This is a genomic window from Solwaraspora sp. WMMA2080, assembly GCF_027497395.1.
Classification (GTDB): domain Bacteria; phylum Actinomycetota; class Actinomycetes; order Mycobacteriales; family Micromonosporaceae; genus Micromonospora_E.
Map to the genome: position 1 here is coordinate 5,844,143 of NZ_CP114910.1, position 25,954 is coordinate 5,870,096.

General features: G+C 72.8%; 16 protein-coding genes. 13 read left to right on the top strand and 3 right to left on the bottom strand.

Translation table 11 applies throughout. From position 1 onward, the window contains the following. Positions 1 to 25: 25 nt before the first annotated feature. The 3 genes from O7543_RS26835 to O7543_RS26845 all read left to right on the top strand — a co-directional run bounded on the left by O7543_RS26835 (position 26) and on the right by O7543_RS26845 (position 3,051). Positions 26 to 1,213, top strand: a complete 1,188-nt coding sequence (locus tag O7543_RS26835) for an acetyl-CoA C-acetyltransferase (RefSeq protein ID WP_281551316.1) — start codon at positions 26 to 28, stop codon at positions 1,211 to 1,213. A gap of 20 nt (positions 1,214 to 1,233) precedes the next feature. Beyond that, a complete protein-coding gene (gene meaB, locus O7543_RS26840; protein WP_281555686.1) occupies positions 1,234 to 2,241 on the top strand; it encodes a methylmalonyl Co-A mutase-associated GTPase MeaB in 1,008 nt (335 codons plus the stop codon). Between the two features lie 141 nt (positions 2,242 to 2,382). Next, positions 2,383 to 3,051, top strand: a complete 669-nt coding sequence (locus O7543_RS26845) for an ATP-binding cassette domain-containing protein (protein ID WP_281555685.1) — start codon at positions 2,383 to 2,385, stop codon at positions 3,049 to 3,051. Positions 3,052 to 3,140: 89 nt separating this feature from the next. Here O7543_RS26845 and O7543_RS26850 read toward each other — a convergent pair whose 3' ends face one another. Both O7543_RS26850 and O7543_RS26855 read right to left on the bottom strand, forming a co-directional pair. Continuing rightward, a complete protein-coding gene (locus O7543_RS26850) occupies positions 3,141 to 3,839 on the bottom strand; it encodes a hypothetical protein (RefSeq protein ID WP_281551315.1) in 699 nt (232 codons plus the stop codon). A gap of 173 nt (positions 3,840 to 4,012) precedes the next feature. Beyond that, positions 4,013 to 4,939 (bottom strand): LLM class F420-dependent oxidoreductase, encoded by a 927-nt coding sequence (locus tag O7543_RS26855; protein WP_281555684.1) that lies wholly within the window; start codon positions 4,937 to 4,939, stop codon positions 4,013 to 4,015. 174 nt (positions 4,940 to 5,113) lie between these two features. Here O7543_RS26855 and O7543_RS26860 point away from each other — a divergent pair, with 174 nt between their 5' ends. The 9 genes from O7543_RS26860 (at position 5,114) to O7543_RS26900 (ending at position 18,620) form a co-directional block, all read left to right on the top strand. Beyond that, a complete protein-coding gene (locus tag O7543_RS26860; RefSeq protein WP_281551314.1) occupies positions 5,114 to 6,820 on the top strand; it encodes a proline--tRNA ligase in 1,707 nt (568 codons plus the stop codon). A 94-nt stretch (positions 6,821 to 6,914) separates the two neighbouring features. Then, complete coding sequence (locus O7543_RS26865; protein WP_281551313.1) at positions 6,915 to 8,603, top strand: methylmalonyl-CoA mutase family protein; 1,689 nt, start codon at positions 6,915 to 6,917, stop codon at positions 8,601 to 8,603. An 87-nt stretch (positions 8,604 to 8,690) separates the two neighbouring features. After that, positions 8,691 to 9,566, top strand: coding sequence for an ATP-binding cassette domain-containing protein (locus O7543_RS26870; protein ID WP_281551312.1), 876 nt, complete (start codon positions 8,691 to 8,693; stop codon positions 9,564 to 9,566). After that, the gene (locus O7543_RS26875) at positions 9,567 to 12,698 is read left to right on the top strand and encodes an FtsX-like permease family protein (RefSeq protein ID WP_281551311.1); all 3,132 of its coding nucleotides are present in this window, start codon (positions 9,567 to 9,569) and stop codon (positions 12,696 to 12,698) included. It begins immediately after the preceding gene. Then, positions 12,695 to 15,787 (top strand): FtsX-like permease family protein, encoded by a 3,093-nt coding sequence (locus tag O7543_RS26880; RefSeq protein WP_281551310.1) that lies wholly within the window; start codon positions 12,695 to 12,697, stop codon positions 15,785 to 15,787. The genes O7543_RS26875 and O7543_RS26880 overlap by 4 nt, the downstream gene beginning before the upstream one ends. 6 nt (positions 15,788 to 15,793) lie before the next feature. Continuing rightward, complete coding sequence (locus O7543_RS26885; protein ID WP_281551309.1) at positions 15,794 to 16,714, top strand: tetratricopeptide repeat protein; 921 nt, start codon at positions 15,794 to 15,796, stop codon at positions 16,712 to 16,714. A gap of 9 nt (positions 16,715 to 16,723) precedes the next feature. Next, positions 16,724 to 17,920 (top strand): arginase family protein, encoded by a 1,197-nt coding sequence (locus O7543_RS26890; protein WP_281567287.1) that lies wholly within the window; start codon positions 16,724 to 16,726, stop codon positions 17,918 to 17,920. A gap of 74 nt (positions 17,921 to 17,994) precedes the next feature. Next, positions 17,995 to 18,249 carry a type II toxin-antitoxin system prevent-host-death family antitoxin gene (locus tag O7543_RS26895; protein WP_281551307.1) on the top strand — a complete coding sequence of 85 codons (255 nt, stop codon included), beginning with the start codon at positions 17,995 to 17,997 and terminating at the stop codon, positions 18,247 to 18,249. Continuing rightward, complete coding sequence (locus tag O7543_RS26900) at positions 18,246 to 18,620, top strand: type II toxin-antitoxin system VapC family toxin (RefSeq protein WP_281551306.1); 375 nt, start codon at positions 18,246 to 18,248, stop codon at positions 18,618 to 18,620. The genes O7543_RS26895 and O7543_RS26900 overlap by 4 nt, the downstream gene beginning before the upstream one ends. A gap of 44 nt (positions 18,621 to 18,664) precedes the next feature. Here the strand turns inward: O7543_RS26900 and O7543_RS26905 are convergent, their stop codons facing one another. After that, entirely contained in the window at positions 18,665 to 20,590 is a 1,926-nt protein-coding gene (locus O7543_RS26905) for a penicillin-binding transpeptidase domain-containing protein (RefSeq protein ID WP_281551305.1), read from the bottom strand. A gap of 249 nt (positions 20,591 to 20,839) precedes the next feature. Here O7543_RS26905 and O7543_RS26910 point away from each other — a divergent pair, with 249 nt between their 5' ends. Further along, complete coding sequence (locus O7543_RS26910; RefSeq protein WP_281551304.1) at positions 20,840 to 25,906, top strand: NAD-glutamate dehydrogenase; 5,067 nt, start codon at positions 20,840 to 20,842, stop codon at positions 25,904 to 25,906. Positions 25,907 to 25,954 lie beyond the last annotated feature (48 nt).

Consider the following 25,954-nt stretch of genomic DNA (forward strand, 5'->3'; position numbering starts at 1 on the left):
TCCCACTGTGCGGAGGCGGAATCCCATGACCTCGGTGATCGTCAGCGGCGCACGCACCCCGATGGGCCGGTTGCTCGGCAACCTGAAGGACTTCCCGGCCACCGCCCTCGGCTCGACCGCGATCTCCGCCGCCCTCGGTCGCGGCGGCGTCGACCCCGATCAGGTGCAGTACGTCATCATGGGCCAGGTGCTCCAGGCCGGCACCGGCCAGATGCCGGCCCGGCAGGCCGCGGTCGGCGCCGGTATCCCGATGAGCGTACCCGCCCTCACCATCAACAAGGTCTGCCTTTCCGGTCTCGACGCGATCGCGCTCGCCGACCAGTTGATCCGGGCCGGCGAGTTCGACGTCGTGGTGGCCGGCGGGATGGAGTCGATGACCAACGCGCCGCATCTGCTGCGCGGCCAGCGTGCCGGCTACAAGTACGGCGACGTGGTGGTCGCCGACCACATGGCCCTGGACGGGCTGACCGACGTGTTCGACTGCTGCGCGATGGGCGAGTCGACCGAGCGGCACGGCACCCGGCTCGGCATCAGCCGGGCCGAGCAGGACGCCTTCGCCGCCACCAGCCACCAGCGGGCCGCAGTAGCCCAGAAGAACGGCGTCTTCGCCGAAGAGATCACCCCGATTGAGGTGCCGCAGCGCAAGGGTGACCCGGTCCGGCTGCTCAACGACGAGGGAATCCGGCCGGACACCACCGTCGAGACGCTGGCCCGGCTCCGTCCCGCCTTCACCCCGGACGGCACCATCACCGCCGGTAGTTCATCACCGATCTCGGACGGCGCGTGCGCCGTGGTGGTGATGAGCCGGTCCCGGGCCGAGGCGCTCGGCCTCGACTGGATCGCCGAGATCGGCGCGCACGGCAACGTCGCCGGCCCGGACAACTCGCTGCACTCCCAGCCGTCCAACGCCATCCGGCACGCCCTCGGCAAGGCCGGGATGACCGTCACCGATCTCGACCTGATCGAGATCAACGAGGCGTTCGCCGCCGTCGGCGTCCAGTCGACCCGGGACCTCGACGTCGATCCAGGCATCGTCAACGTCAACGGCGGCGCGATTGCTCTCGGTCACCCGATCGGCATGTCCGGCGCCCGGCTGGCGCTGACTCTCGCGCTGGAGCTGCGCCGACGCGGCGGCGGGACCGGCGCCGCTGCGCTCTGCGGTGGCGGCGGGCAGGGCGACGCCCTGATCCTGCGGGTGCCGACCGCGAAGTGACCGCAGGCTCCGACGGCGAAGTGACCGCAGGCTCCGACGGCCAGGTGAGCCGGGGCGGCTCCCGGGACGTACCGGATCTCGTCCGGCGGGCCCGCGCCGGCGACGCTCGGTCCGTCGCGCGGCTGATCACGCTGGTCGAGTCCGGTGGGCCGCAGCTGCCGCGGATCGCCGCCGAGCTGGCCGGGCACACCGGGCACGCCCTGGTCGTCGGGCTGACCGGCGCCCCCGGCGTCGGCAAGTCGACCACCACCAGCGAGCTGGTCCGGGTGCTGCGCGGCCGGAACCTGCGGGTCGGCGTCCTCGCCGTCGATCCGTCCAGCCCGTTCACCGGCGGTGCGATCCTCGGCGACCGGGTACGGATGCAGGACCACGCCACCGACCCGGGCGTGTACATCCGGTCGATGTCCAGCCGGGGCCACCTCGGCGGGCTGTCGTCGGCGACCCCGGCGGCGGTCCGGGTCCTCGACGGCGTCGGCTGCGACGTCGTGCTGATCGAGACGGTCGGCGTCGGGCAGGCGGAGGTCGAGGTGGCCGGGCTGGCCGACACCACGGTGGTGCTGCTCGCCCCCGGCATGGGTGACGCCGTGCAGGCGGTGAAGGCTGGCATCCTGGAGATCGCCGACATCTTCGTGGTCAACAAGGCCGACCGCGACGGCGCCGACGGCACCGTACGGGACCTGAAGGGCATGCTCGCGCTGACCGCCACCGCCCCGGGCGGCTGGCGCCCGCCGGTGCTGCGGACCGTGGCCGCCCACGGCGACGGTCTCGACGAACTGGTGACCGCGATCGAACGGCACCGCGACTGGCTGGCCGGCCGGGGCGAGCTCACCGCCCGTCGGGCCCGGCGGGTCGCCGCCGAGGTCGAGGCGATCGCGATCGGCACGCTGCGCGGGCGGATCAGCTCGCTGCGCGACGGTACGCTGCCCGCCGAACTCGCCGCCGAGGTGCTCGCCGGCCGGCTCGACCCGTACGCCGCCGCCGATCGGCTACTCACCGAGTTGACCGGGCCGGCCCCGCCGTCGCGCTGACCGGGCCCACCCCGCTTCCACCCCATGCCATGCCGACGGCTGCCATCCCCCCGCTGAACCGGCTGCTCCCGCAGGGCGCGGTCGGCGCACCGACGCGAGGTCCGCTAGGGTCGGCGCGTGCCCACCACCGTCGATCTCCCGATCATCGAGCTCGCGGCTGCGACCGTAGGCTACCTCAGTGCCGAGCCGGTGCTGCGTGACGTGACGCTGACCGTGCGACCCGGTCACCTGCTGGCGGTCACCGGGCCGTCCGGCGCGGGCAAGACGACCCTGCTATCGGCGATGGCCGGCCTGCTGCGGCCGATCGGCGGATCCATCTCGCTTGGCGGTGAACCGCTGCGCGGCCGCGACCACGCCGTGGATCGCAAGGTCGTGCTGGTCCCACAGGACAACGGTCTCGCCGCGATACTGACAGCAGGGGAGAACCTGCAGGTGGCGCTGATCGCTGTCGGGATGAGCCCAGCGGCAGCGCGGCGGGCCGGCGCGGCCGCACTCGACCGGCTCGGCCTCGCCGGTCAGTCCGACCAACTCGTCGAGGAGCTCTCCGGCGGCCAGCAGCAGCGGACCGCGTTGGCCCGGGCGCTGGCGCTGCACGGTGACGTGCTGCTCGCCGACGAGGTGACCAGCGAGCTGGACGCGGCCAACCGTCAGCTGGTCCTCGACCTGCTGCGGGCCGAGGCCGACCGGGGTGCAGCCGTCGTCTTCGCCACCCACGACTCGGAGGCGGCTGCCGCCTGCGACGCCGAACTGCACCTGCTCGACGGCCGGGCCGAACTGACCCGGCCATGGCCCGACCTACGAGTGATCTAGAAGGATCTGGCCGGTATATCGACCATGGTTCTTCTAGATCGCGGCGGGGCTCGGTCGGCACGCGGCGGACTCAGCCGGCGCGGGCAGGTTCAACCCGGCCAGCCGGCCGCTCGGAGCGCCGCGGTCAATGGTCGACTATTTCGGCCGGGCGCACCCGGATCAGATAGGCCGGGAAACGGAGGATCCGGTCGCCGGCGACGCCAGCACGCGTCGAGGTAACGCACCCGTCCGGCCCGGTCCTTGCGCCGCTGTTGCAGGTCCGGTGGCGGCAGTCGATGCCGCCGGCAGAGCCGGACGAAATCGATCTCGGACAGCGCGGTCGCCCCACCATCGGCGTCCGCCGCCGCAGCGGCGATCAACCGGCGTCGCCGGACCCGGGGCAGCCAGCGCAGGGCGGCGAGGATCTCGGCCGGAACGACCCGACGCTGTTGGCAACCGGCGGCGATGATCGCCTGCGCCTCGTCGTCGGAACGTGCCCATTCTGCGGCATCGACCAGCGACCGCGCCATGCTGGTACGCATCGGGCGACCCACCTGGTGATGTTCCTCGGGCGTCACCGTGGTCCGCCGGACCATCATCGCCGGCATGTCGAGGGGCAGCCGACGACGTAGCTCCGGGTACTGCCGGTCACCGTCGACGAGTACCTGGATCGGACCCGCGCCACCCGCGAAGCGCAGCACTCCTTCACGGGCTGCGGTGAGCCCGCCCAGCAGCGCCGTCGGGCCTGCCAACAGCACAGCTACCCAGAGTGTCTGCTCGGCGGTCAGCGGCCCGTTGCTGGTAAACACGATCCCGGCACAGATCCGCCGTCACTGCCCACGACCGATACGCCGGCGCAGCCCGGACCGGCCCAGATGCTCGGTGGCCTGCGTCGAGGTGAGGACGCCGGACTGCTCGAACACCAGCCAGTCGAGATTCCGGCACCGGCCGGCATTCCGACACCGGCCGGCCCGGCAGCGGGTCACAACTGCGGTGCCACCTCGGCGGCGACGAGCTCGATGTGGTCCAGGTCGGCCAGGTCCAGCACCTGCAGGTAGATCCGTTGGGCGCCGATCTCGGCGTACCGGCCGATCTTGTCCACCACCTCGGCCGGCGTGCCGGCCAGGCCGTTGGCGCGCAGCTCGTCCGGCTCCCGGCCGATGACCGCCGCCCGCCGCGCCACCTCGGCGTCGTCACGACCACAGCACAGCACCAGCGCGTTGGACAGCCGCAGGCCGTCCGGATCGCGGCCCGCCTCGGTGCAGGCCGTCCGCACCTGCTGGAACAGCCGCGCCGACTCGGCGAGGCCCTCGAACGGCACGTTGAACTCGTCGGCGTAGCGGGCGGTCAGCTGCGGGGTCCGCTTGCGGCCCTTCCCGCCGAGCAGCACCGGCGGCCGGGGCCGCTGCACCGGCTTGGGCAGCGCCGGAGAGTCGGTGACCTGGTAGTACCTGCCCAGGAAGTCGAAGGTGTCGCCGACCGGGGTCTCCCACAGGCCGGTGATGATCGCCAGCTGCTCGTCGAGCCGGTCGAACCGCTCGGCCAGCGACGGGAACGGAACCGCGTACGCGGTGTGTTCGGCCTCGAACCAGCCGGCCCCGATGCCGAACTCGACCCGACCGCCGCTCATCTCGTCGACCTGCGCGACGGTGATCGCCAGCGGACCGGGGTAGCGGAAGGTCGCGGCGGTCATCAGGGTGCCGAGCCGGATCCGGCTGGTGTCCCGGGCCAGCCCGGCGAGGGTCGTCCAGGCGTCGGTCGGGCCGGGCAGTCCGTCGCCGCCCATCGCCAGATAGTGGTCGGACCGGAAGAATGCGTCGTACCCGGCGTCTTCGGCGCACCGGGCCACCGCGAGAAGCTGCTGGTAGCTGGCACCCTGCTGAGGTTCGGTGAAGATCCGCAAGTCCACGCCGTCGAGCATATGCCGGTCAGGACGACCGGGCCGGGCGCACCGGTACGCCCGGTAGGAGACGTTGTCGTCGGGGACTTCATCGACCAGCACCGCGCTACCTGGGACCCGACCCGGTTTACCCTGTGTCGTTGCTGAGTGCCGCGCCGCCGCCGGAAGTGAGGAAGGCCGTTCATGCGCTGGTCCCGACTACACATTCCTACGTTGCGCGATGACCCGGCGGAGGCCGACGCGCCGAGCCACCGGCTGCTGCTGCGGGCCGGCTACCTGCGGCAGTTGATGGCCGGCCACTACTCGCTGCTGCCGCTGGCGGTGCGGGTACGGGCGAAGGTCATCGAGGTGATCCGCGACGAGATGACGCGGATCGGGGCGCAGGAGTTCAGCCTGCCCGCGTTGCATCCGGCGGAGATCTGGCGCCGGACCGGTCGGTGGGATTCGATGGGTGAGGAGATGTTCCGGCTGCGCGACCGCAGGGGCGCCGACCTGGCGTTGGGCATGACCCACGAAGAGGTGTTCACGATCCTCGCCCGGGAGCTGAACTCCTACCGGGAGCTGCCGCAGCTGTGGTACCAGTTCCAGACCAAGTTCCGGGACGAGCCGCGGCCCAAGGCCGGGCTGCTGCGCACCCGCGAGTTCACCATGAAGGACTCGTACAGCTTCGACCTGGACCGGGCCGGGCTGGACCGGTCCTTCGACCTGCACCACGACGCGTACCGGCGGATCTTCGACCGGCTGGGCGTCCCGGCGGTTGCCGTGCAGGCGTCCAGCGGTGCCATGGGCGGGTCGGCGTCGGTCGAGTTCATGTGCCCGGCACCGACCGGCGAGGACCAGGTGGTCGACTGCCCGGCCTGCGGCTACGCCGCGAACCTGGAGAAGGCGACGTCGCGGCTCGATCCATGGACGGACGCCGCCGGGTCCGCCGCCCCGCAGCCGTTCGACACCCCGGGCGTACGGACCATCGACGATCTCGCGGTGCGCTTCGCCGCGCCGGCCGACCGGCAGATCAAGACCCTGGTGTACGTGCTCGACGGCGAGCTGACCCTGGTGCTGCTGCGCGGCGACCATCCGCTCAACGAGCAGAAGCTGGCCGACGCCACCGGTGCGGTGCAGCTGCGGGCGGCAGCCGCCGACGAGATCCGGGCGGCGTTGGGGGCGGCCCCGGGCAGCCTGGGCGCGGTCGGGGTGACCGGGGTGCCGGTGATCGCCGACGAGGCGCTGCGCGGCCGGCGGGACATGTTCACCGGCGCCAACGTCGACGGCGTCCATTTGCGTGGCGTCGACGTCGGCCGGGACGTCTCCGTCGGCAGCTGGGCCGACCTGCGCGAGGTGGCCGCCGGTCAGCCGTGCGTGACGTGCGGGGAGCCGCTGCGGGTACGCCGGGCGATCGAGGTCGGGCACATCTTCAAGCTCGGGCAGCGCTACAGCGAGGCATTGGACGCGGCGGTGCTCGACCCGGCCGGCGACCGGATTCCGGTGGTGATGGGCAGTTACGGGATCGGGGTGGAACGGGCGATGGCGGCGATCGTTGAAAGCCACCACGACGCCGAGGGAATCGTCTGGCCGGTGGCGGTCGCCCCGTTCTCGGTGGCGGTGGTCGTCGCCCAGGTCGACGACCGGCCGGTCGCCGAGACCGGCGAGCGGATCTACCAGCGGCTGCTCGCCGAGCGGGTGGACGTGGTGATCGACGACCGAGCGGAGCGGGCCGGGGTCAAGTTCCGCGACGTCGAGCTGGTCGGCATTCCGTTGCGGGTCACGGTCGGCAAGCGGTCGCTGGCCGAGGGGGTGGTCGAGGTGACCGACCGGGCCACCGGGGAGACGGTACGGGTGCCGGTGGGCGAGGTGGTCGACCATCTCCGGCGGCTGTTGCGGCCGGCGGGCTGAGGTGGCATCCGTCGACGATCGCAGCCGGTGGGCTTAGCGATCGTTCAGTACGGGCTCTAGACTCGGATCCGCCCGGACCCGAGGAGGCCCTTCGATGGACGCCGAACAGATTGCCGCCGGTCGCGCCCGCTGGCAGGCCCGCTACGACGCCGCGAAGAAACGCGACGCGGACTTCACCACGCTGTCCGGCACGACGGTGGATCCGGTCTACGGTCCGCCCGACGGCGCCGACCACCCCGGCTTCGAGCGGATCGGCTGGCCGGGCGAGTACCCGTACACCCGAGGGTTGTATCCGACCGGCTACCGGGGGCGGACCTGGACCATTCGGCAGTTCGCCGGCTTCGGCAACGCCCGGCAGACCAACGAGCGGTACAAAATGATCCTCGGTGCCGGCGGCGGGGGACTGTCGGTGGCCTTCGACATGCCGACGCTGATGGGCCGCGACTCCGACGACCCGCAGTCGCTCGGCGAGGTCGGCCACTGCGGGGTGGCGATCGACTCCGCCGCCGACATGGACGTGCTCTTCGACGGCATCGACCTGGCGGCGGTCACCACCTCGATGACCATTTCCGGGCCGGCGGTGCCGGTGTTCTGCATGTACCTGGTCGCCGCCGAACGGCAGGGCGCCGACCTGGCCACCCTGGACGGCACCCTGCAGACCGACATCTTCAAGGAGTACATCGCCCAGAAGGAGTGGCTGTTCGGCCCCGAGCCGCACCTGCGGCTGATCGGTGACCTGATGGAGTTCTGCGCGCGGCGGATCCCGCGCTACAAACCGCTGTCAATCTCCGGATACCACATCCGGGAGGCCGGCTCCACCGCCGCGCAGGAGCTGGCGTACACCCTCGCCGACGGCTTCGGCTACGTCGAGCTGGGGCTCTCCCGCGGGCTGGACGTCAACCGGTTCGCCCCCGGGCTGAGTTTCTTCTTCGACGCGCACGTCGACTTCTTCGAGGAGATCGCGAAGTTCCGCGCCGCCCGGCGGATCTGGGCCCGCTGGCTGCGCGACGAGTACGGCGCCACCGACGAACGCGCCCTCTGGCTGCGGTTCCACACCCAGACCGCCGGGGTGTCACTGACCGCGCAGCAACCGGTCAACAACGTGGTACGTACGGCGGTCGAAGCGCTCGCGGCGGTGCTCGGCGGCACCAACTCGCTGCACACCAACGCCCTGGACGAGACCCTGGCGCTGCCCACCGACGAGTCTGCGGAGATCGCGTTGCGTACCCAGCAGGTGCTGATGGACGAGACCGGGGTGGCCAACGTCGCCGACCCGCTCGGCGGTGCCTGGTACGTCGAGGCGCTCACCGACCGAATCGAGGCCGAGGCGGAGGAGATCTTCGCCCGCATCCGTCAGCTGGGCGGCGACGGCCCGCACCCGATCGGGCCGATCACCTCCGGCATCCTGCGCGGCATCGAAGACGGCTGGTTCACCGGGCAGATCGCCGAGGCGGCGTTCGCGTACCAGCAGGCGGTCGAGGACGGCCGGAAGAAAATCGTCGGGGTGAACTGCCACACCGGTACGGTCGCCAAGGAGCTGGAGATCCTGCGAATCTCTCACGAGGTGGAGGTCGAGCAGCGCCGGCTGCTGGCCGCCCGTAAGGCCGACCGGGACGACGCGCTGGTCCGCCGCCGACTCGACGACCTGGTCACCGCAGCCCGGGACGGCGACAACATGGTGCCGGCGATGCTCGACGCGGTCCGCGTCGAGGCGACCCTCGGCGAGATCTGCGATGCGCTGCGTGCCGAATGGGGCGTCTACCGCGAGCCGGCCCGCTTCTGATCCGACCCCGCGCTCCTGACCTGGGGGCCCGTGCCGGCCACCAATCGGGGGCAGCGGTTCCAAGGGATTCATGGTAGGCAGTACGCCGTGACGGGACTTGCGGTGAGCTGCCGACGGGTGGTGCAGATCTACCGGGGCGAGGCCGGCGACGTGGTCGCGCTCTCCGGCGTCGACCTGCGGATCAACCCCGGTGAGATGCTTGCCCTGGTCGGCCCGTCCGGATCCGGCAAATCGACCCTGGTGGCGCTGCTCGCCGGGCTGATGCGCCCGTCCGCCGGCCGGGTCAGCGTCGGCAGCTACGACCTGGGCAAGCTCTCCGACCGGGAGATCGCCCGGTTGCGGGGCACCCAGATCGGCGTGGTGCTGCAGGGCGCCGCCCGTAACCTGCTGCCGTACGCGACGTTGCGCCGCAACGTCTGGCTTGCCCAGCGGCGGGCCGCCGCCACCGCCGGCATCGACCTGGACGACCCGGACCGCATCCTCGACCTGGTCGGGTTGCCCGGCCGCGGCGATGACCGGCTGGCCGAGCTGACGCCGGGCGCCCGGCAGCGGGCCGCGCTCGCCGTCGGCGTCGCCGCCTCGCCCGGCCTGCTGCTGGTCGACGAGCCGACCAGTCAACTCGACACCCGGGGCCGCGACGAAGTGCTCGACGCGCTGGAGACGATCAACCGGGAACGGGAGACCACGATCGTGGTGGTGACCCACGACGCGCAGGTGGGTGCCCGGCTCGGCCGGGCGGTGACCATCCGGGACGGCCGGGTCGGCGCCGAGGGCCGCGACGGTGAGGACTTCGCGGTGGTGGCCGGCGACGGTACGGTGCAGCTGCCGCCCGAGGTGCTCGGCGACTTTCCACCCGGCACCCTGCTGCGGGTGGCCCAGGCCGACGGCGCGGTAACCCTGGTCGTGGGCGGGGCCGCCCCGCCCGGTCTGCTGCCCGACGGCGTCGACGGCACAGGAGTCTGAGTGTTCGCACTGCTCGTTGGCGCGGTCCGGGCCCGCGCCGGCCAGGCCGTCGCCCTGTTGGTGCTAACCGCACTCGCGGTCACCGCCACCACTGCCGCCCCCTGGTACGCAGCGGCGACCACCCGTACCGTCGCCGAGGCCGCGGTCGACGCGGCCGGCCCCAACCTGCTGGCCGCCCGCGCCACCGGCCGGGTCGCCAGCACCGCCGCCGAAGTCGCCGCTGACCAGCAGGTCGACCCAGCCGCCGGGGACCGCTCCGAGCTCGACGCCACCGGCGCCGACCTGGTCGACCGGGCCCGGCACGCCGGCGCCGAGATGATCGGCTACCCGGGTGCGACGGCGAGCAGTTCGGTGTGGAGCACCGGGACCGTCGCCGGCGGCCAGGCCGAGCTGGCCGCCAACCTGACGCACCGGGAGCAGGTCTGCGAACACCTGACCATCACCGGTACCTGCCCGCAGCGCCCCGGCGCGGCGTTGCTCAGCGCACGCAGCGCCGAACGGCTCGGCGTCGGGGCCGGTGACCAGGTCACCCATCAGGCGACGCGCAGCGCGCCGGTGGTTCTCACCGTCACCGGGACCTACCAGGTGACTGATCCCGGGGATCCGTACTGGGCGTTCGACGACCTCGGCAGCGGCGGTACCGACGCCGACAGCGGTGACCCGGTCTTCGCCACCGCCGGCACGCTGGCCGCCGTACCGGTGGACAACCTGTTCGCCGCCCACCACCTGGTGCTGCCGGCCGCCGCCTACCTCGCCGGAGTCGACCTGGCCACCGAGGTCCGCCGCTCCGACGGTGGTGGCGTCGTCGGCCGTTGGCAGGTCCGCACCGACGCGGCGATCCTGGTGGACCAGATCGCCCGCCACCGCCAACTGGTCGAGCTCGGTGTCGCCGTCGCCGCCGGGCAACTGCTGCTGCTGTCCTGGTTCGCCCTGTTCTTCGCCGTCCGACACACCGCCGAACATCGCCGCCGTGACCTGGGACTGGTCAAACTGCGCGGCGGTGCCCGGTGGCGGGTGTGGCTGCTCACGGTGGGCCAGAGCGGGCTGCCGATGATCGTCGGCGCGCTGGTCGGTGCCGCCGCCGGCCTGGTGGCCGCCCGGCTGCTCGCCGGTGCCGGCCCGGACCCGGAGCAGGCCGGCTCCGCCGCCCGGCTCGCCCTCGCCGCGACCGGCACCGCCGTCTCCGGCGCGCTGGTCGCCGCAATCGCCGCCGACCTGCGCAACGCCCGTGCCGCAGTGGTGGACCTGCTCCGGCACGTGCCGGCCCGCCAGCGCGGCTGGCGGGCCGACGTCGTCGACCTGATCGCGGTGGCCGTCGCCGGGGCCGGGCTATACCAGGCGTCCGTCGGCGCGGCCGAGCCGGACGAGGCCGGTGCTCTGGTGCTGCTCGCCCCGGCGTTGCTGGCCCTGGCGATCGCGCTGATCGCCGGTCGGGCGGCCACCCCGGTGGCCGGGCGGGCCGCTGCGGCCCTGCTGCGCGCCGGTCGGCTGCCCGCCGCGCTGGCCGCGCTGCACCTGGCCCGCCGGCCGGGGACCGCGCGGCTGGTCGCCCTGCTCACCGTCGGGGTGGCGTTGCTCGGCACCGCGATCGGCAGCTGGACCGAATCGGTCTCCGCGCGGGCCGTCCGGGCCACCCACGCCACCGGCGCCGACCAGGTGCTCACCGTGCAGGCCCGCAGCCGGGCCCACCTGCTGGCCGCGGTCCGCGCCGCCGACCCGTCCGGCCGGTACGCGATGGCGGTGGTCGGCAACAATCCCGGGTCGGCCCAGTACGTGCTCGCCGTCGACGCCTCCCGGTTCGCCCAGGTCGCCGCCTGGCACCCCGGCTACGGCCCGGTCGCCGCCGAGGTCGCCGCCGCGCTCACCCCGCCGGCCACCGAGGTTCGGGTCGGCGACGGTCCGCTGGTCCTGACCGCCACCGGACCGGACGAGGTGCCGGTCAGCGTCGTCGCGCACCTGGTCGACCCGGCCGGAGACCCGGTGCAGGTGGTCTTCGGCCCGCTCGGCACCGATCGTGCCGAGCACCCCGCCACGGTGACCGGATGCGGCCCGGACGGCTGCCGGCTGGCGTCACTCGAACTGGTCCAACCGGCCTGGAACGGCGTACCGGTGCTGGCCGAACCCGATCTCACGATCACCCTGCACGATCTGGCCGGGGCCACCACACCCCGGCTGGACGCGGCGTACCTCGGCGATATCGGGAACTGGCGTGGCGCGGTCGCCGGTGGTGCCATCGGCCCCCGGCTGACCACCGGGCCGGACGGCGCGACCGTCACCACCCCGCCGCCACCCGGCCGGGCGGACCGGCAGCGGTCCACCCGGATCCATCCGATCGACGCGCCGGTGCCGGTGCCGGTGGTCCGCTCCGGACCGGAGCTCGCCCCGGACGTTGCCGGCGAGCCACGGCTCGCCGTGTTCGGTGGTGCGGATCTGCCGGTGCGGTACGTGACGGTGGCCGACGCGCTGCCGCAGGCCCGGCTGCGCGGCTACCTGGTCGACCTGGAGCGGGCCGACCGGTTGGCCGACGGGGCCGGCACCGGCGACGTGCCGCAGGTCTGGCTCGCTCCCGACGCGCCGGCGGAACTGGCCGACCGGCTCACCGCCGAAGGGCTGACCATCATCGACACCGGTTCCCGGACCGAGGTGATCGAGCAGCTCGGCCGCCAGGGTCCGCCGTCGGCGCTGCGGTTCCAGCTGGCCGCCGGACTGATCGGGCTGCTGCTGGCCGCCGGGGCGCTGGCGGTGGTCGCGGCGGTGGAACGCGACGACCGGGCCGCCGAGATGGCCGCCCTGCGGGCCCAGGGGCTCCCGGCCCGCGCCGTCACCCGGATCGCCTACGGCGGATACGCCGTCACCGTGGGAATCGCGGTGGTGGTGGGCCTGATGGCCACCGTGCTCGCCCAGCTGCCGATCCGGCAGACGATGCCGATCTTCGTCGACAACTGGGCCGTACTGCCGCTGCGGATCGGTCCACAGGCTGTCCCGTTGCTGGTGAGCACGCTCGTCGCGGCCGCGGTGCTCGGCGCGGCCGCGGCGTTCGCCGGTGCCCGGCTGGTCCGGGCCGTCGACTCCCGGGTCGCCCCGCCGGCCGGGCCGAACCCACCGGCGGCCGGGCCCGGAGGCGTCGGATGATCTCCCTGCTGCTGTCCATGGTCGCCGCCCGGCGCGGGCAGGCGCTGGTCGTCTTCCTGTTGAGCGCGTTCGCCACCGCCGCCGCGGTGACCGGCCCGGCGTACCTGGCCGCCGCCGACCGGGCCGTCGTAGCGGCGGAGATCGCCGCCGCCGACCGCGCCGACCGCACGGTCACCCTGTCCATCCCCGACGTGGCACCCGGCGAGGAGGACGGCTTCCGGGCCGTCACCGGTGCCGTGCTCGACCTGCCCGGCTTCCGCACCGTCTACACAGTGCAGATGCCGGTGCTCGGGCTGGAACCCGCCGGCACCGACATCTCCTACCTGGTCTTCCGCGAGGACGTCTGCGCCAACCTGCGGATGGTCGCCGGGCGGTGTCTGATGTCGCCGTACGAGGTCGTGGTCGGGGCGGACACGGCACGACGCCTCGACCTGGCCCCCGGCACACCGGTCACCGTCACGTGGGCCGACTACGACCCGGTGCAGCGCATCTACCGTCCGGGCGGGGTACCGGCCGGGATCACCGTCGTCGGGGTCTACCAGCCGGTGGACCCGGATGCGCTCTACTGGGGCCGGACACCGTACTTCGTGCCCGGCGCGCCGGACGCCTACCGCGAACCGGTCTTCACCGGTCGGCACGCCGTCGACGCCATCGACCGGCGTAGCGACTACCGGGGCGTCGACGCGCTGGCCGAGTCCGCCGCGTTGGGACCGGACCGGCTGACGGCGCTCGGTGAGCGGCTGGACAGCCTCGAGGAGCAGGTTCGCGCCGACGGCGGCGGGTACGTCAACCTGTCCGACGACGTCGGCCCGCTGCTGGAGCGGATCTCGGCGGCACAGGCGTTGACCCGGCAGGTGGTGCCGGTCGCGGCCGTCCCGCTGGTGGTCCTCTGCCTGTTCGTCGTCTTCGTCGCGGTCGCCGCCGGCACCGTGGCCCGCCGTACCGAGCTGGGCCTGATCGCGTTGCGCGGAACGCCCCGGCGGACCCGGTGGACGCTGGCCGCCGGTGAGCCGGCGGTCGCGATCACCCTCGGCGCGCCGGTCGGCTACCTGCTCGGCTCGGTTGCCGTCGGGCTGCTCGCCGGCCTGCGACTGGAGGAGGGCCGGTTCGCTCCGGTCTCCTCAGGGGCGGCTGTGCTGGCCGGGTGCGCCGCGTTCGTCGGTGCGCTGCTCGCCGTACTGGCCGCCCAGCGCCGGGAACTGGCCAGCCCGGTCGTCGACCTGCTGCGCCGGGTGCCGGCCCGGTCCCGGCGGTGGGCGTCGCTGCTGGCGGAGACGGTGATGGTGGCCCTGACCGTGGTCGCCGTGGTGCAGCTGCGGCTGTTCGACAGCGAGTTGGTCGGTCTGTCGCTGCTGGTGCCGGCGTTGATCGGGGTCACCGTGGCGCTGCTGGCGGCGCGGTTGGTGGCACCGCTGACCGGCCGGCTCGGTGCCGTCGCACTGCGCCGGGGCCGGCTCGGCCCGGCGCTGGGGCTGCTGCACCTGGCCCGGCAGCCGGCCAGCCAACGGCTGTTCACGTTGCTCACCGTCACCGTGGTGCTGACCGGGTACGCGGCCAGCGCGTTCGACGTGGCCCGACAGTCGCGGGCGGCGCTGGCCGAGGTGCAGGCCGGGGCGGACCGGGTGCTGACCCTGCTGCCGGTCGACGCCGGGACGCTGCTGACCGCCGTGCGCACCGTCGATCCGAGCGGCGAGTACGCGATGGCGGTCGGGTTCGCCAGCACCGACGCCGACGTTCCGGTGCTGCTCGCCGACACGTCGGCGCTGGCCGCCACCGCCCGCTGGCGACCCGAGTTCGGTCCGGCGGGCCCTGCGGATGTCGCCGCGACGCTACGACGGCAGGCCATCGAACCGATCGCCGTCGACGGGACGATGATCTCGGTGGACCTGGTCGTCGCCGTCGCCGATCTGCGGCAGACCGGTGAGCCGGCGGATCCGGAGCAGACCGGCCCACCATCGGATCCGCAGGAGACCGGACCGGCCGACGACGTGTGGTTCACCGTTCATCTGCGTGCGGCGTCGGGGCGTGCGGTGGCCGAAGCGACGCCGGCCCGGCCGGGGCGGCACACCTACCGGATCCCGGTCGACTGTGCCGCCGGATGCCAGCTCGCCGGGCTGTCCGCCCGGGTCGAACCGGGCATCGGCCGCGCGGCCGACCCCGACAGCGCGGCCGGTTCGCAGGCCCGCGAGGTGACCCTCACCGGCCTCTCCGTCGACGGGAAGCGGTTGCTCGGCCCGGCGGAACTCACCGACGGGCGGCGCTGGCGCGATCCGTCCGGTGACCCGGCCGGGGCCGGTTCGGGCGGGCTGCGACTGCTCGCCGGCGGGGCCGCCCCCGACCCGTGGGCGCTGCCGGCCGACACGCCGTACCCGTTGCCAGCGGTGACCGCCCTGGCCGACGACCGGCCGCCCGGGCTGAACCCGACCACGGCGCTGCTGCCCACCGGTGCGCAGCTGACGTCCGAGGTCGACCCGGTCCCGGCGCTGCCGGCGCTGGGCGACCGCGGCTTCCTGGTCGACATGGAGTACGCCGTACGGGCGGTGCCCGAGAAGACCGGGCTCGAAACGGCCCAGGTCTGGCTCGGTCCCCGGGCACCGGCGGACATCGCCGAGCGGCTGGCCGCCGCCGGGCTCACCGTCACCGGCGAGTTCACCCCGGAGCAGGTCCGGACCGAGTTGGACCGGCAGGCACCGGCCCTGGCGATCTGGTTCCACCTGCTCGCCGCCGCCCTGGCGGTGATCCTCGCCGGCTCCGGGATGGTGCTACTCGCCATGGTCGAACGGCGGCGCCGCGCCGAGGACCTGACAGCGCTGCGGACCCAGGGACTGCCGTCCCGGTCGGCGGCCGGTTCGCTGCGCTGGAGCGGGCTGCCCGCAGTGCTGCTGGCCACGGTGACCGGGCTCGGCGGTGCGCTGCTCGCCTGGTGGCTGAGCGGAAGCTACCTGCCGGTCACCGTCGAGGAGGCGGTCCCGCTGGCCCCGGTCCGCTGGCCCTGGCCGGTCGCCGTGCTGCTCCCCGTGATCGGCGTCATGCTGCTGTTCGGGGCGGTGGCGCTGGCGTTGGGACGCGCCCTGCGCGTGCGAGACTAGGTAACCATGAGCGACCCACGTACCACCCCGTCGATTTTCACTCGCGGCGCGGTAGACCTCAGCTCGCTGCGCAGCGCAGCGCCGGCCGGCGGGAACCGGCCGGACGGGACCCCGACCCGGGCCGGTGGCGGCCCGGCGACCGGCGCACCGGCGGCAGCCGGTGCCGTCATCGACGTCACCGAGGCGACCTTCCAGACCGAGGTTCTCGAACGGTCGATGACCACACCGGTGGTCATCGACTTCTGGGCCGAGTGGTGCGAGCCCTGCAAGCAACTGTCGCCGCTGCTGGAGCGACTCGCGGCCGAGGGCGGTGGCGCCTGGACGCTGGCCAAGATCGACGTGGACAGCAACCAGCGCCTGGCGCAGATGTTCCGGGTGCAGAGCATCCCCATGGTGTACGCCGTCGTCGGCGGCCAGCCGGTCGACGCGTTCGCCGGTGTGGTGCCGGAGGCCCAGCTGCGGCAGTGGATCGGCGCCGTGCTCAAAGCTGGCGGCGTCACCGTCGAGGAGCCGGAGAACCCGCTGCTCAACGCCGCCGACGAGGCGCTGATGATGGGCGACCTGGACGCCGCGGAGCAGGCCTACCGGAAGATCCTCAACGAGGCGCCGGCGGACACCGCCGCCGAGGCCGGGCTGGCCCAGGTCGCCCTGGCCCGCCGGGTGCAGGGGGTGGAGCCGGCGGCTGCGCTCGACGCGGCGGCGTCGGCCCCGGACGACGTACCGGCCCAGCTGCTCGCCGCCGACGTGGAGGTGCTCGGCGGTCAGGCGGAGCAGGCGTACCAGCGGTTGATCGGCCTGGTCCGGCGCAGCGCCGGTGACGACCGGGAGACCGTCCGCAAACACCTGGTGTCGCTGTTCATCATGGCCGGTCCGGACGACCCGGCGGTGACCAGGGCCCGCCGGGCGCTGGCCAGCGCACTGTTCTGAGCCCCGCAGATGCGCCGGATCGCCGTACTGGACGCACCGTCGAATCTCGGTCTGCGACCGCCGACCGGGACGTCGGTGCCTGGCTGCGCGAAAGCGCCCGGCGCACTTCGGGACCATCAGCTGGTGGGTCGCCTCGGCGCCCGCGACGCCGGGTGTCTGACCCCGCCCCGGTACGACCCGGCGGACTGGCGACCCGGCGACGGGGTCTGCCACGCCGGGTCGATCTCGGCGTACACGATCGCCCTCGCCGGGCGGATCGGTGCCGTCATCGACGCCGGGGAGTTCCCGGTGGTGCTGGGCGGCGACTGCTCGATCCTGCTCGGCGGGGCGCTCGCCATGCACCGGCTCGGCGAGGCGGTCGGCGGGCGGATCGGCCTGGTCTACGTTGACGGGCACTCCGACTTCCGGCATCCCGGCAACGCCTCCTACGTCGGTGCGGCGGCCGGCGAAGGGCTGGCCCTGGCCACCGGCCGGGGCCAGCCGGATCTGGCGGGGATCGAGGGCCGCCGGCCGTACTTTCGCGACATCGACGTCGTGGTGCTCGGCATCCGGGCCCAGGACGAGTACCGGCTGGATCTGCAGGCGGCCGGTATCGTCACCCGACCGGTGCCCGAGCTGCGTGCGGAGGGGGCGGCGCGCAGCGCCCAGTGGGCCCGTGACCAGCTGGCCGACTGCGCCGGCTACTGGGTACATGTCGATGTGGACGTGCTCGACCCGGCGGTGATGCCGGCGGTCGACGCTCCGGACCCGGGCGGTATCGCCTTCGCCGAGCTGGAGCTGCTGCTCGCGGACCTGGTCGACACCCCGCACTGCCTCGGCGTTGAGTTGACCGTCTTCGACCCCGATTACGACCCGGACGGCAGCTACGCCGCCGACATCGTCTCGACCCTGGTGGCCGGTCTGCGTCCGGTGCACGCCGACCGCGTTCCGGTTGAGGAGGCACCGTCGCAGGCAGCCGATTCGACTGTTGCCGCCCCTGCCGGGCAGAAGACACCGGCGGTCGCCGGGCTGCGGCCGGCGGTGCCGCCGCCAGCGGTGACCTTGACGGTCGCGGATCGGAGCGTACCAAATGGTGGGGCGGCCAAGCCCGGCCGGCTACGGCGACAGGCGCCGTCCCCGCGGCCGCCTGACGCTGACTCCACCGAGCCGTCGCCGCAACAACCGCCGGCCGCTGAATCGCCGGCACCGCCCGCCACCGACACGTGATCTGTTACCGCTGGGAATCGTCGCACCACCATGCCGGAGTGGACTAAGATGCTAGCTAACTGGGAGGTCTAGTCATGTCTGCCGAGGCCGTGCACTACAACATGCACGACGCCAAGACCCACCTCTCGCGCATCATCGAGCGGGTGGAGCGCGGCGAGGAGATCATCATCGACCGGGCAGGTACCCCGGTGGCGAAGGTGGTGCCGTTGGTACGTCGGGCCAACCGGACCGCGGTCGGCTCACTCGCGGGGCAGCTGGACCTGTCCGGCGACTGGGACTCCCCGCAGACCAACGCCGAAATCGCCGCCGACTTCGGCGTCGGCGCATGAGCCTGCTGCTCGACACCCACGTCGCGCTGTGGGCCATCACCGGCGACGCCACCCTCGGCGACGACTTCCTCGACCGGCTCCGCCACGACCCGGACGTCTTCCTGTCTCCGGTCAGCCTGTGGGAGATCACCATCAAGCAGGCCACCGGCAAACTCGCCGGCCCGACCGACCTCGCCGAACAGGTGCGGAGCATGGGTTTCGTCGAACTACCGGTGACCCACGCTCACGCGATCAGGGCTGGTCGCCTACCTGCGCATCACCGAGATCCCTTCGACAGAATGCTGGTGGCGCAGGCGATCGTCGAGGGTGCGACGCTCGCCTCCCGCGACTCGTCGATAGCGCTGTACGATGTGGACATCTTGAAGGTGTGACAAGCCGGTCAGATCGATTTCGCCAACCAGGTGCCGCTGCCGGGTCAGTTGGCGGCGAGGCCGCGTAGGAAGGTCTCCACTATCGGCACCGCCCGCCCGGACCCTGACCCGCCCTGCTCGACGAAGACGGCGAAGGCCAGGTCGCCCTGCCAGCCGACGAACCAGGCGTGCGTGTTCGCCGGGTCGTCGTCGTACTCGGCCGTGCCGGTCTTGCCGTGCACCGGCTCGCCCGGCACGTCCCGCAACGCCTGCCCGGTGCCGTCGGTGACCACCTCACGCATCATCGTCCGCAGCGCCTGCACCGCCGCCGCGTCCAGCTGCGGGCCGTCCGGCACAGCCGACGGCGGCGGCGGCTCGACGATGAGCGTCGGCTGGCGCCACTGCCCCCGGACGACCGCGGCGGTGGCGCCGGCCATCGCCACCGGGCTGACCAGCGTGGTGCCCTGGCCGAAGGCGGCGGCGGCCCGTTCCGCCGGTGGGCCACCGGCGGAGACCGCGCCGGTGAAGGCGGACACGCCGAGCCGCCATTCGCCTTCCAGCCCGAGCAGCCGACCCGCCTCGGCCAGCCCGTCCGCCTCCAGCTGCGGGGCCAGTTCGACGAAGGTGGTGTTGCACGACTTGGCGAAGGCGGTCCGGAACGGCACCCGACCCAGCTCGAAGCCGTCCGAGTTGGTGAACGTGCGCCCGTCGACGGTGGTCGTCTTCGGGCAGTCGACCGGCGCGTCCGGGTCGACCGCGCCGGCTTCGAGCAGCCCGAGCGCGCTGACCATCTTGAACGTGGAGCCGGGCGGGACCTGCGCGGTCAACGCCAAATTCTCCGTACCACCGTCGGGGCCGTTGGCGACGGCGACCAGCGCGCCGTCGCTGACCCGCACCGCCACCAGCGCGGCGCGCCGCCCCTCGTCGGCCAGCGCGGTGTCGGCGGCGGTCTGCACGGCCGTGTCCAGTGTGGTCCTCACCGGCTCACCGGGCTGGGCCTCGGCGCGGAACACCACCTCGTCGCCGGAGACGCTGCCGTCCGGGGCGGTCCCGACGATCTGCACCGAGTACCCGGGTACGCCGCGTAGCCGCTCCTCGTACCCGCCCTGCAGGCCGCCGTGGCCGACCAGGTCGCCGACCTCGTACCGGCCGGGGTGCGCCTCCATGTCCTGCCGCTGCACCGGGTCGACGGTGCCGAGCAGCGCGCGGGCGAACTCCCGGGTGGGGGCCAGGTCCCACTCCTGCCGGCGGAACTTGGTGCCGGGCAGCTCGTAGATCCGGTCCCGAATCTGCTCGTACGCCTCCTCGCGCAGGGTGACCACCTCGACGAAGGCGTCCGGTTTCGCCGCGTCGAGCCGGTCCGCCAGCCCGGAGACGTCCACCGGCGGGCTGATCGCCGGTCGGATCGCCCGGAACGCGGCGTCGAGCTGGGCGGCCAGGGCGGCCGGGTCGTCGACCTCGCCGGGCTGTACGCCGACCACCACCACCGGGCGCGGCGCGACGATCGGTTGCCCGGCCCCGTCCAGGATGGCGCCGCGGGGCGGGGCGAGCCGGCTCAGTGCCAGCTGGTCGCCGCTGCCGAGCCGCTCGTGGACGATCGTCGGCTCCCAGATGATCTGCCAGGCGTCGTCGGCGCCCCGGCGTAGCCGGACCGACGTCGGGTAGCTCCACCGCACATCGCCGGGGAGCGTCCATTCGACGGCGATGGTGGCGGTCGCGATGTCCTCGGTCACCTCGGCGTCGCCGTCCGGGCGCAGCTGCGGCGGCGTGTCCTTCAGATCGCCGACGAGGGCGGTCAGCTCCTCGGTGACGTCGGTGGCGGGCAACCGTTCGCCGGCCGGGGTGATGAAGCCGATGTCGGTAAGGTCACCGGAGTGCCATCCGTCGATGAAGGCCGCGACTGTGGCGTCCGGTCCGTCATCGGAGGAACAGCTGGTCAGTGTGGTGACGGCGAGTAGCAGCGCGATCGCGACGGTCGCCTTGCGGCGCATGCGACGGCCCCCTTCCGGACGCATGGCGGACACCGGAACGGTAGTACGTGTGCGCATGGACCGCTGTCCCTCGGGGTACCGGATGAACCGCTGTCCCGTTTCGTCCAGGGCATATCACACGACGTGGTCAAACGGTGTCGCCAAGCCGACGACGGGGGGCCGGTGTGCCGTCGGAACGACGATCCGGGAGGAATAGGCTTGGCCGAGGTTGACCCCACAGCGTGGTGGGGCCGAGGGGAGTCTGCGCCAATGAACCGCCGTCCGGTCACGAAGTCGAAACGCCAGGCCTCGGGCGGTGACGGGCAGCGTCGCCGGCAGAGCGCCGGGCCGCACCGCCAGTCCGAGCTGGATCCGGACGAGGTGTTCGACCTCCAGACGTTCGCGCCGCCGGAGTCGGCGCTGGCCGCCGTGGTCGACGACACCGACGACAACGGGTACGACGAACCGATGCCCAGCGCCGAGCGGCTGATCGCCCAGGCGGTGTCGCTGGCCGACACCGACCACGACGCCGCCTGCCTGGTGGACCGGTTCTGGCGGTTCGCCGCCGACGAGGAGCTGGTCGGCTGCCGTCCGCAGGAGATGCTCGACGCCGCCCGAGCGCACCGGGAGCTGGCCGGGCACCGGCTGCCCGGCGAGCTGAAGCTGCGGCTGACCCCGCCCGGCGACGGCCGGCCGTACACGATCGTCGAGATCGTCACCGACGACATGCCGTTCCTGGTCGACTCGGTGACCGCGCTGCTGGCCGAACGGCACTTCGACGTCCATCTGCTGGTGCACCCGCTGGTGGTGGTCCGCCGCGAACCACTCGGCCAGCTGACCGAGGTGGCGGCCGACGTCGAGCCGGACGACGCGATCGACGGCGACCTGGTGGAGAGCTGGATCCGGATCGAGATCGACCCGATCCGAATCGCCGGCGACCTGGACCGGCTGCGCCGTGACCTGCAGCGGGTCCTCACCGATGTCCGGGAAGCGGTGGAGGACTGGCCCCGGATGCGCCAGCAGGCCCTGGCCCTGGCCGACGAACTCGACCGGGCCGAGCCCGGGTCACCCGACGCGCCGCCGGTGCCGGAGAAGGACCTCACCGACTCGGTCGAACTGCTGCGCTGGCTGGCCGACGACCACTTCACCTTCCTCGGCTACCGGGAGTACCGGCTGGTCGACAGCGGAGACGGGGAAAAGGCGCTGGTCGCGGTGCTCGGTTCTGGGCTCGGCATCCTGCGCCAGGACCAGACCCGGCCGCGCCCGCTCACCTCGATGACCCCGCAGGCGGCGGCGAAGGCGTTGGAACAGCGGCTGCTGATCATCACCAAGGCCAACTCGCGGGCCACCGTGCACCGGGCCGCCTACCTCGACTACGTCGGCGTCAAGGTCTTCGACTCGGCCGGGGCGGTGGTCGGCGAGCGCCGGTTCCTCGGGCTGTTCTCCACCGCCGCGTACCGGACCAGTGTGCAGGAGCTGCCGGTGGTCCGGCGCAAGGTCGCCGAGGTGCTGGAACGCTCCGGGCTCAGCCCGCGTAGCCACTCCGGCAAGGACCTGCTGCAGATCCTGGAGACCTACCCGCGCGACGAGCTGTTCCAGATCCGCACCGACGACCTCTACCACGCCGTACTCGGGGTGCTGCGGATGGCCGGCCGCCGGCAGTTGCGGCTGTTCCTGCGCTCCGACGGGTACGGGCGGTTCCTGTCCTGCCTGATCTACCTGCCCCGGGACCGGTTCACCACGCACAACCGGCTGCGGATGCAGCAGATCCTGCTGCGCGAGCTCAACGGGGTCGGCGTCGACTACACCACCCGGGTCACCGAGTCGATGCTGGCCCGGGTGCACTTCATCGTGCGTACCGACCCGGCGTCGCCCCCCGTCGAGCTGGACCCGGACCGGCTCGCTGAACTGCTCGCCGAGGCCACCCGGCTGTGGGAGGACGACTTCCGGCTGGTGCTGGAACGCAAGCTGGGCGACGAGTCGGCCAAGTCACTGCACCGGCGGTACGCCGACGCCTACCCGGAGGGGTACAAGGAGGAGCACACCGCGTACGAGGCGGTTCAGGACCTGGCCAAGCTGGAACTGCTGGAGGAGCCCGGCCAGCTGGAGATGCACCTGTTCCGGCCACCCGGCGGTACCGGGGTCGACGAGCGGGACGTGCGGTTCAAGGTCTACCGGTACGGCGAACCGATGGTGCTGTCCGATGTGCTGCCGGTGCTGCACTCTCTCGGTGTGCAGGTGATCGACGAACGGCCGTACGAGATCGACCGGGTCGACCAGCGGATCTACCTGTACGACTTCGGGCTGCGGCTGCCGGTCGGCGCCCGAGCGATGGCCGAGGTTCGGCCGCACGTGGAGAACGCGTTCTCGGCGGCCTGGCGCGGTGAGGCGGAGATCGACGGCCTCAACGAGCTGGTGCTGCGCGCCGGGCTGACCTGGCGGCAGGTGGTGGTGCTGCGGGCGTACGCGAAGTACCTGCGCCAGGCCGGCGCGGTCTTCTCCCAGGAGTACATGGAGTCCACTTTCGTCGCCTACCCGGCGATCGCCGCGCTGCTGATCCAACTCTTCGAGACCCGGTTCGCGCCGGGGCCCGACGTCGACGATGAGCGCCGCCGCCGGCGCGGCCAGGAACTGGTCGCCGTGATCGGCCGCCATTTCGACGAGGTGGACAGCCTCGACCAGGACCGGATCCTGCGCAGCTACCTGACGCTGATCCTGGCCACCCTGCGGACCAACTTCTACCAGCGGGGCGCCGACGGCCGCCCGGTCCCGTACGTGGCGATCAAACTCGACCCGCAGGCCGTCCCGGACCTGCCGGCGCCCCGGCCGGCGTACGAGATCTTCGTCTACTCGCCCCGGTTCGAGGGCGTGCACCTGCGCTTCGGTGAGGTCGCCCGGGGCGGGCTGCGCTGGTCGGACCGGCGGGAGGACTTCCGTACCGAGGTGCTCGGCCTGGTCAAGGCGCAGATGGTGAAGAACGCGGTGATCGTGCCGGTCGGTGCCAAGGGCGGCTTCGTGGTGAAGCAGCCCGGTGGTACGGCACGCGGCCGGGCGGCGGCCGAGCCACCGGACCGGGAGGCGGCCCAGGCCGAGGGGGTGGCCTGCTACCAGCAGTTCATCTCCGGTCTGCTGGACGTCACCGACAACATCGTCGCCGGGCAGATCGTGCCGCCGCAACGGGTGGTGCGCCACGACGGCGACGACCCGTACCTGGTGGTCGCCGCAGACAAGGGCACCGCGACCTTCTCCGATGTGGCCAACGCGATCTCGATCTCCCGGGGCTTCTGGATGGGCGACGCGTTCGCCTCCGGCGGGTCGGCCGGCTACGACCACAAGAAGATAGGCATCACCGCGCGGGGCGCCTGGGAGTCGGTCAAGCGGCACTTCCGGGAACTGGGGGTGGACGTCCAACGGCAGGACTTCACGGTGGTCGGCATCGGTGACATGTCCGGTGACGTGTTCGGCAACGGCATGCTGCTGTCCGAACACGTCCGGCTGGTCGCCGCCTTCGACCACCGGCACATCTTCCTCGACCCGGACCCGGACCCGGCCACCTCGTACGCCGAGCGGCGGCGGCTGTTCGACCTGCCCCGGTCGTCGTGGGCCGACTACGACACCGGGCTGATCTCAGCCGGCGGTGGGGTGTACCCGCGTACCGCCAAGTCGGTGCCGGTCAGCTGGCAGGTCCGCGCGGCGCTCGGCCTCGACGACGGGGTCGACCTGCTCTCCCCGCCGGAGCTGATCCGGGCGATCCTGCGCGCCCCGGTGGACCTGCTGTTCAACGGCGGCATCGGCACCTACGTCAAGGCCTCCGGCGAGTCGCACGTCGACGCCGGCGACAAGGCCAACGACGCGATCCGGGTCGACGGCCGGTCGGTGCGGGCGAAGGTGGTCGGCGAGGGCGGCAACCTGGGGCTCACCCAGCGGGGCCGGATCGAGTACGCGATCGCCGGCGGGCGGATCTACACCGACTTCATCGACAACTCGGCCGGGGTGGACTGCTCCGACCACGAGGTCAACATCAAGATCCTGCTGGGTGGTGCGGTGGCCGACGGGGAGCTGACCGTGCCGCAGCGCGACGCCCTGCTCGCCGAGATGACCGACGAGGTCGCCGCGCTGGTGCTGCGGGACAACTACGACCAGGCGCGGGCCCTGGCCAACGCCTGCGCGCAGGCGCGTCCGCTGCTGCCGGTGCACCGGCGGATGATCACCGACCTGGAACAGTCGGGGCAGCTGGACCGGGAGCTGGAGGCGCTGCCGTCCGACGAGGATCTGGCCGAGCGGATCCGTGCCGGCGCCGACGGGCTGACCCTGCCCGAGTTCGCGGTGCTGCTCGCCTACGCCAAGATTTCCATCGAGGGACAGGTGCTGGCCGACGGGCTGCCCGACGAGGCGTGGACCGACCGGGTGCTGGCCAACTACTTCCCGACCCCGCTGCGCGAGCGGTACGCCGCCCGGATGACCGACCACCAGCTGCGCCGGGAGATCGTGGTGACCAGCCTGGTCAACGAGGCGGTCAACCGGGGTGGCATGTCCTTCGTCTACCGGACGATGGAGGAGACCGGAGCGTCGGCGGCCGACGTGCTGCGGGCCTACGTGGTGGTCCGCGACGTGTTCGGGCTCGACACGCTGTGGGCAGACATCGACGCGCTGGACAACGTGGTCGGCACCGCCGCGCAGGTATCGGTCTATCTGGAGAGCCGGCGACTACTGGACCGGGCTGTCCGCTGGCTGGTCACCAACCGCAAGTCCCCGCTGGACGTGCCAGGGGAGACCGCCCGGCTGCGCGACGGGGTGTCGCGGCTGCTGCCGGAGCTGGGCGACTACTTCCGGGGCGACGAGCGGGAGTCGCTGCGGGCCCACGTCGACACCATGACCGGTCGCGGCCTGCCGCCGGATCTCGCCGATCGGGCCACTCGGATCATGTACAGCTTCGGGCTGCTCGACGTGGTGGAGACCGCCGCCGACACCGGCTGTGACGTCACCGAGGTCGCCTCGGTGTACTTCATGCTGTCCGAACGGTTCCGGGTCGACTGGCTGCTGAGCAAGATCTCGCTGCTGCCCCGGGGGGACCGCTGGCAGACGCTGGCCCGCACCGCGCTGCGCTACGACCTGTACGCCGCGCTGGCGGCGCTCACCGTCGAGGTGCTCACCGCCACCCCGGGCGAGGTGGCGGTGCAGGACCGGGCCGAACAGTGGGAGCAGGACAACGCCAGCGCGGTGGCCCGGGTACGGCGGGCGATGGAGGATTTCGCCCACTCGCCGGCCGACCTCGCAGCATTGTCGGTGCTGCTGCGCCAGATCCGGACACTGGTTCGCACATCTTCGGCCAACTGACCACATCGGCCGGAAAAGCTGCATACTTTCGGCAGGGCAGACAGCGGC

What these genes read in the sequence shown, in the direction of transcription:
- O7543_RS26860 (WP_281551314.1), top strand. Translation starts at nt 5,114, where the DNA reads ATGCGCTGGTCCCGACTACACATTCCTACGTTGCGCGATGACCCGGCG.
- O7543_RS26890 (WP_281567287.1), top strand. Translation starts at nt 16,724, where the DNA reads ATGCGCCGGATCGCCGTACTGGACGCACCGTCGAATCTCGGTCTGCGA.
- O7543_RS26880 (WP_281551310.1), top strand. Translation starts at nt 12,695, where the DNA reads ATGATCTCCCTGCTGCTGTCCATGGTCGCCGCCCGGCGCGGGCAGGCG.
- O7543_RS26865 (WP_281551313.1), top strand. Translation starts at nt 6,915, where the DNA reads ATGGACGCCGAACAGATTGCCGCCGGTCGCGCCCGCTGGCAGGCCCGC.
- O7543_RS26895 (WP_281551307.1), top strand. Translation starts at nt 17,995, where the DNA reads ATGTCTGCCGAGGCCGTGCACTACAACATGCACGACGCCAAGACCCAC.
- O7543_RS26910 (WP_281551304.1), top strand. Translation starts at nt 20,840, where the DNA reads ATGAACCGCCGTCCGGTCACGAAGTCGAAACGCCAGGCCTCGGGCGGT.
- O7543_RS26835 (WP_281551316.1), top strand. Translation starts at nt 26, where the DNA reads ATGACCTCGGTGATCGTCAGCGGCGCACGCACCCCGATGGGCCGGTTG.
- O7543_RS26900 (WP_281551306.1), top strand. Translation starts at nt 18,246, where the DNA reads ATGAGCCTGCTGCTCGACACCCACGTCGCGCTGTGGGCCATCACCGGC.
- O7543_RS26905 (WP_281551305.1), bottom strand. Translation starts at nt 20,590, where the DNA reads ATGCGCCGCAAGGCGACCGTCGCGATCGCGCTGCTACTCGCCGTCACC.
- O7543_RS26885 (WP_281551309.1), top strand. Translation starts at nt 15,794, where the DNA reads ATGAGCGACCCACGTACCACCCCGTCGATTTTCACTCGCGGCGCGGTA.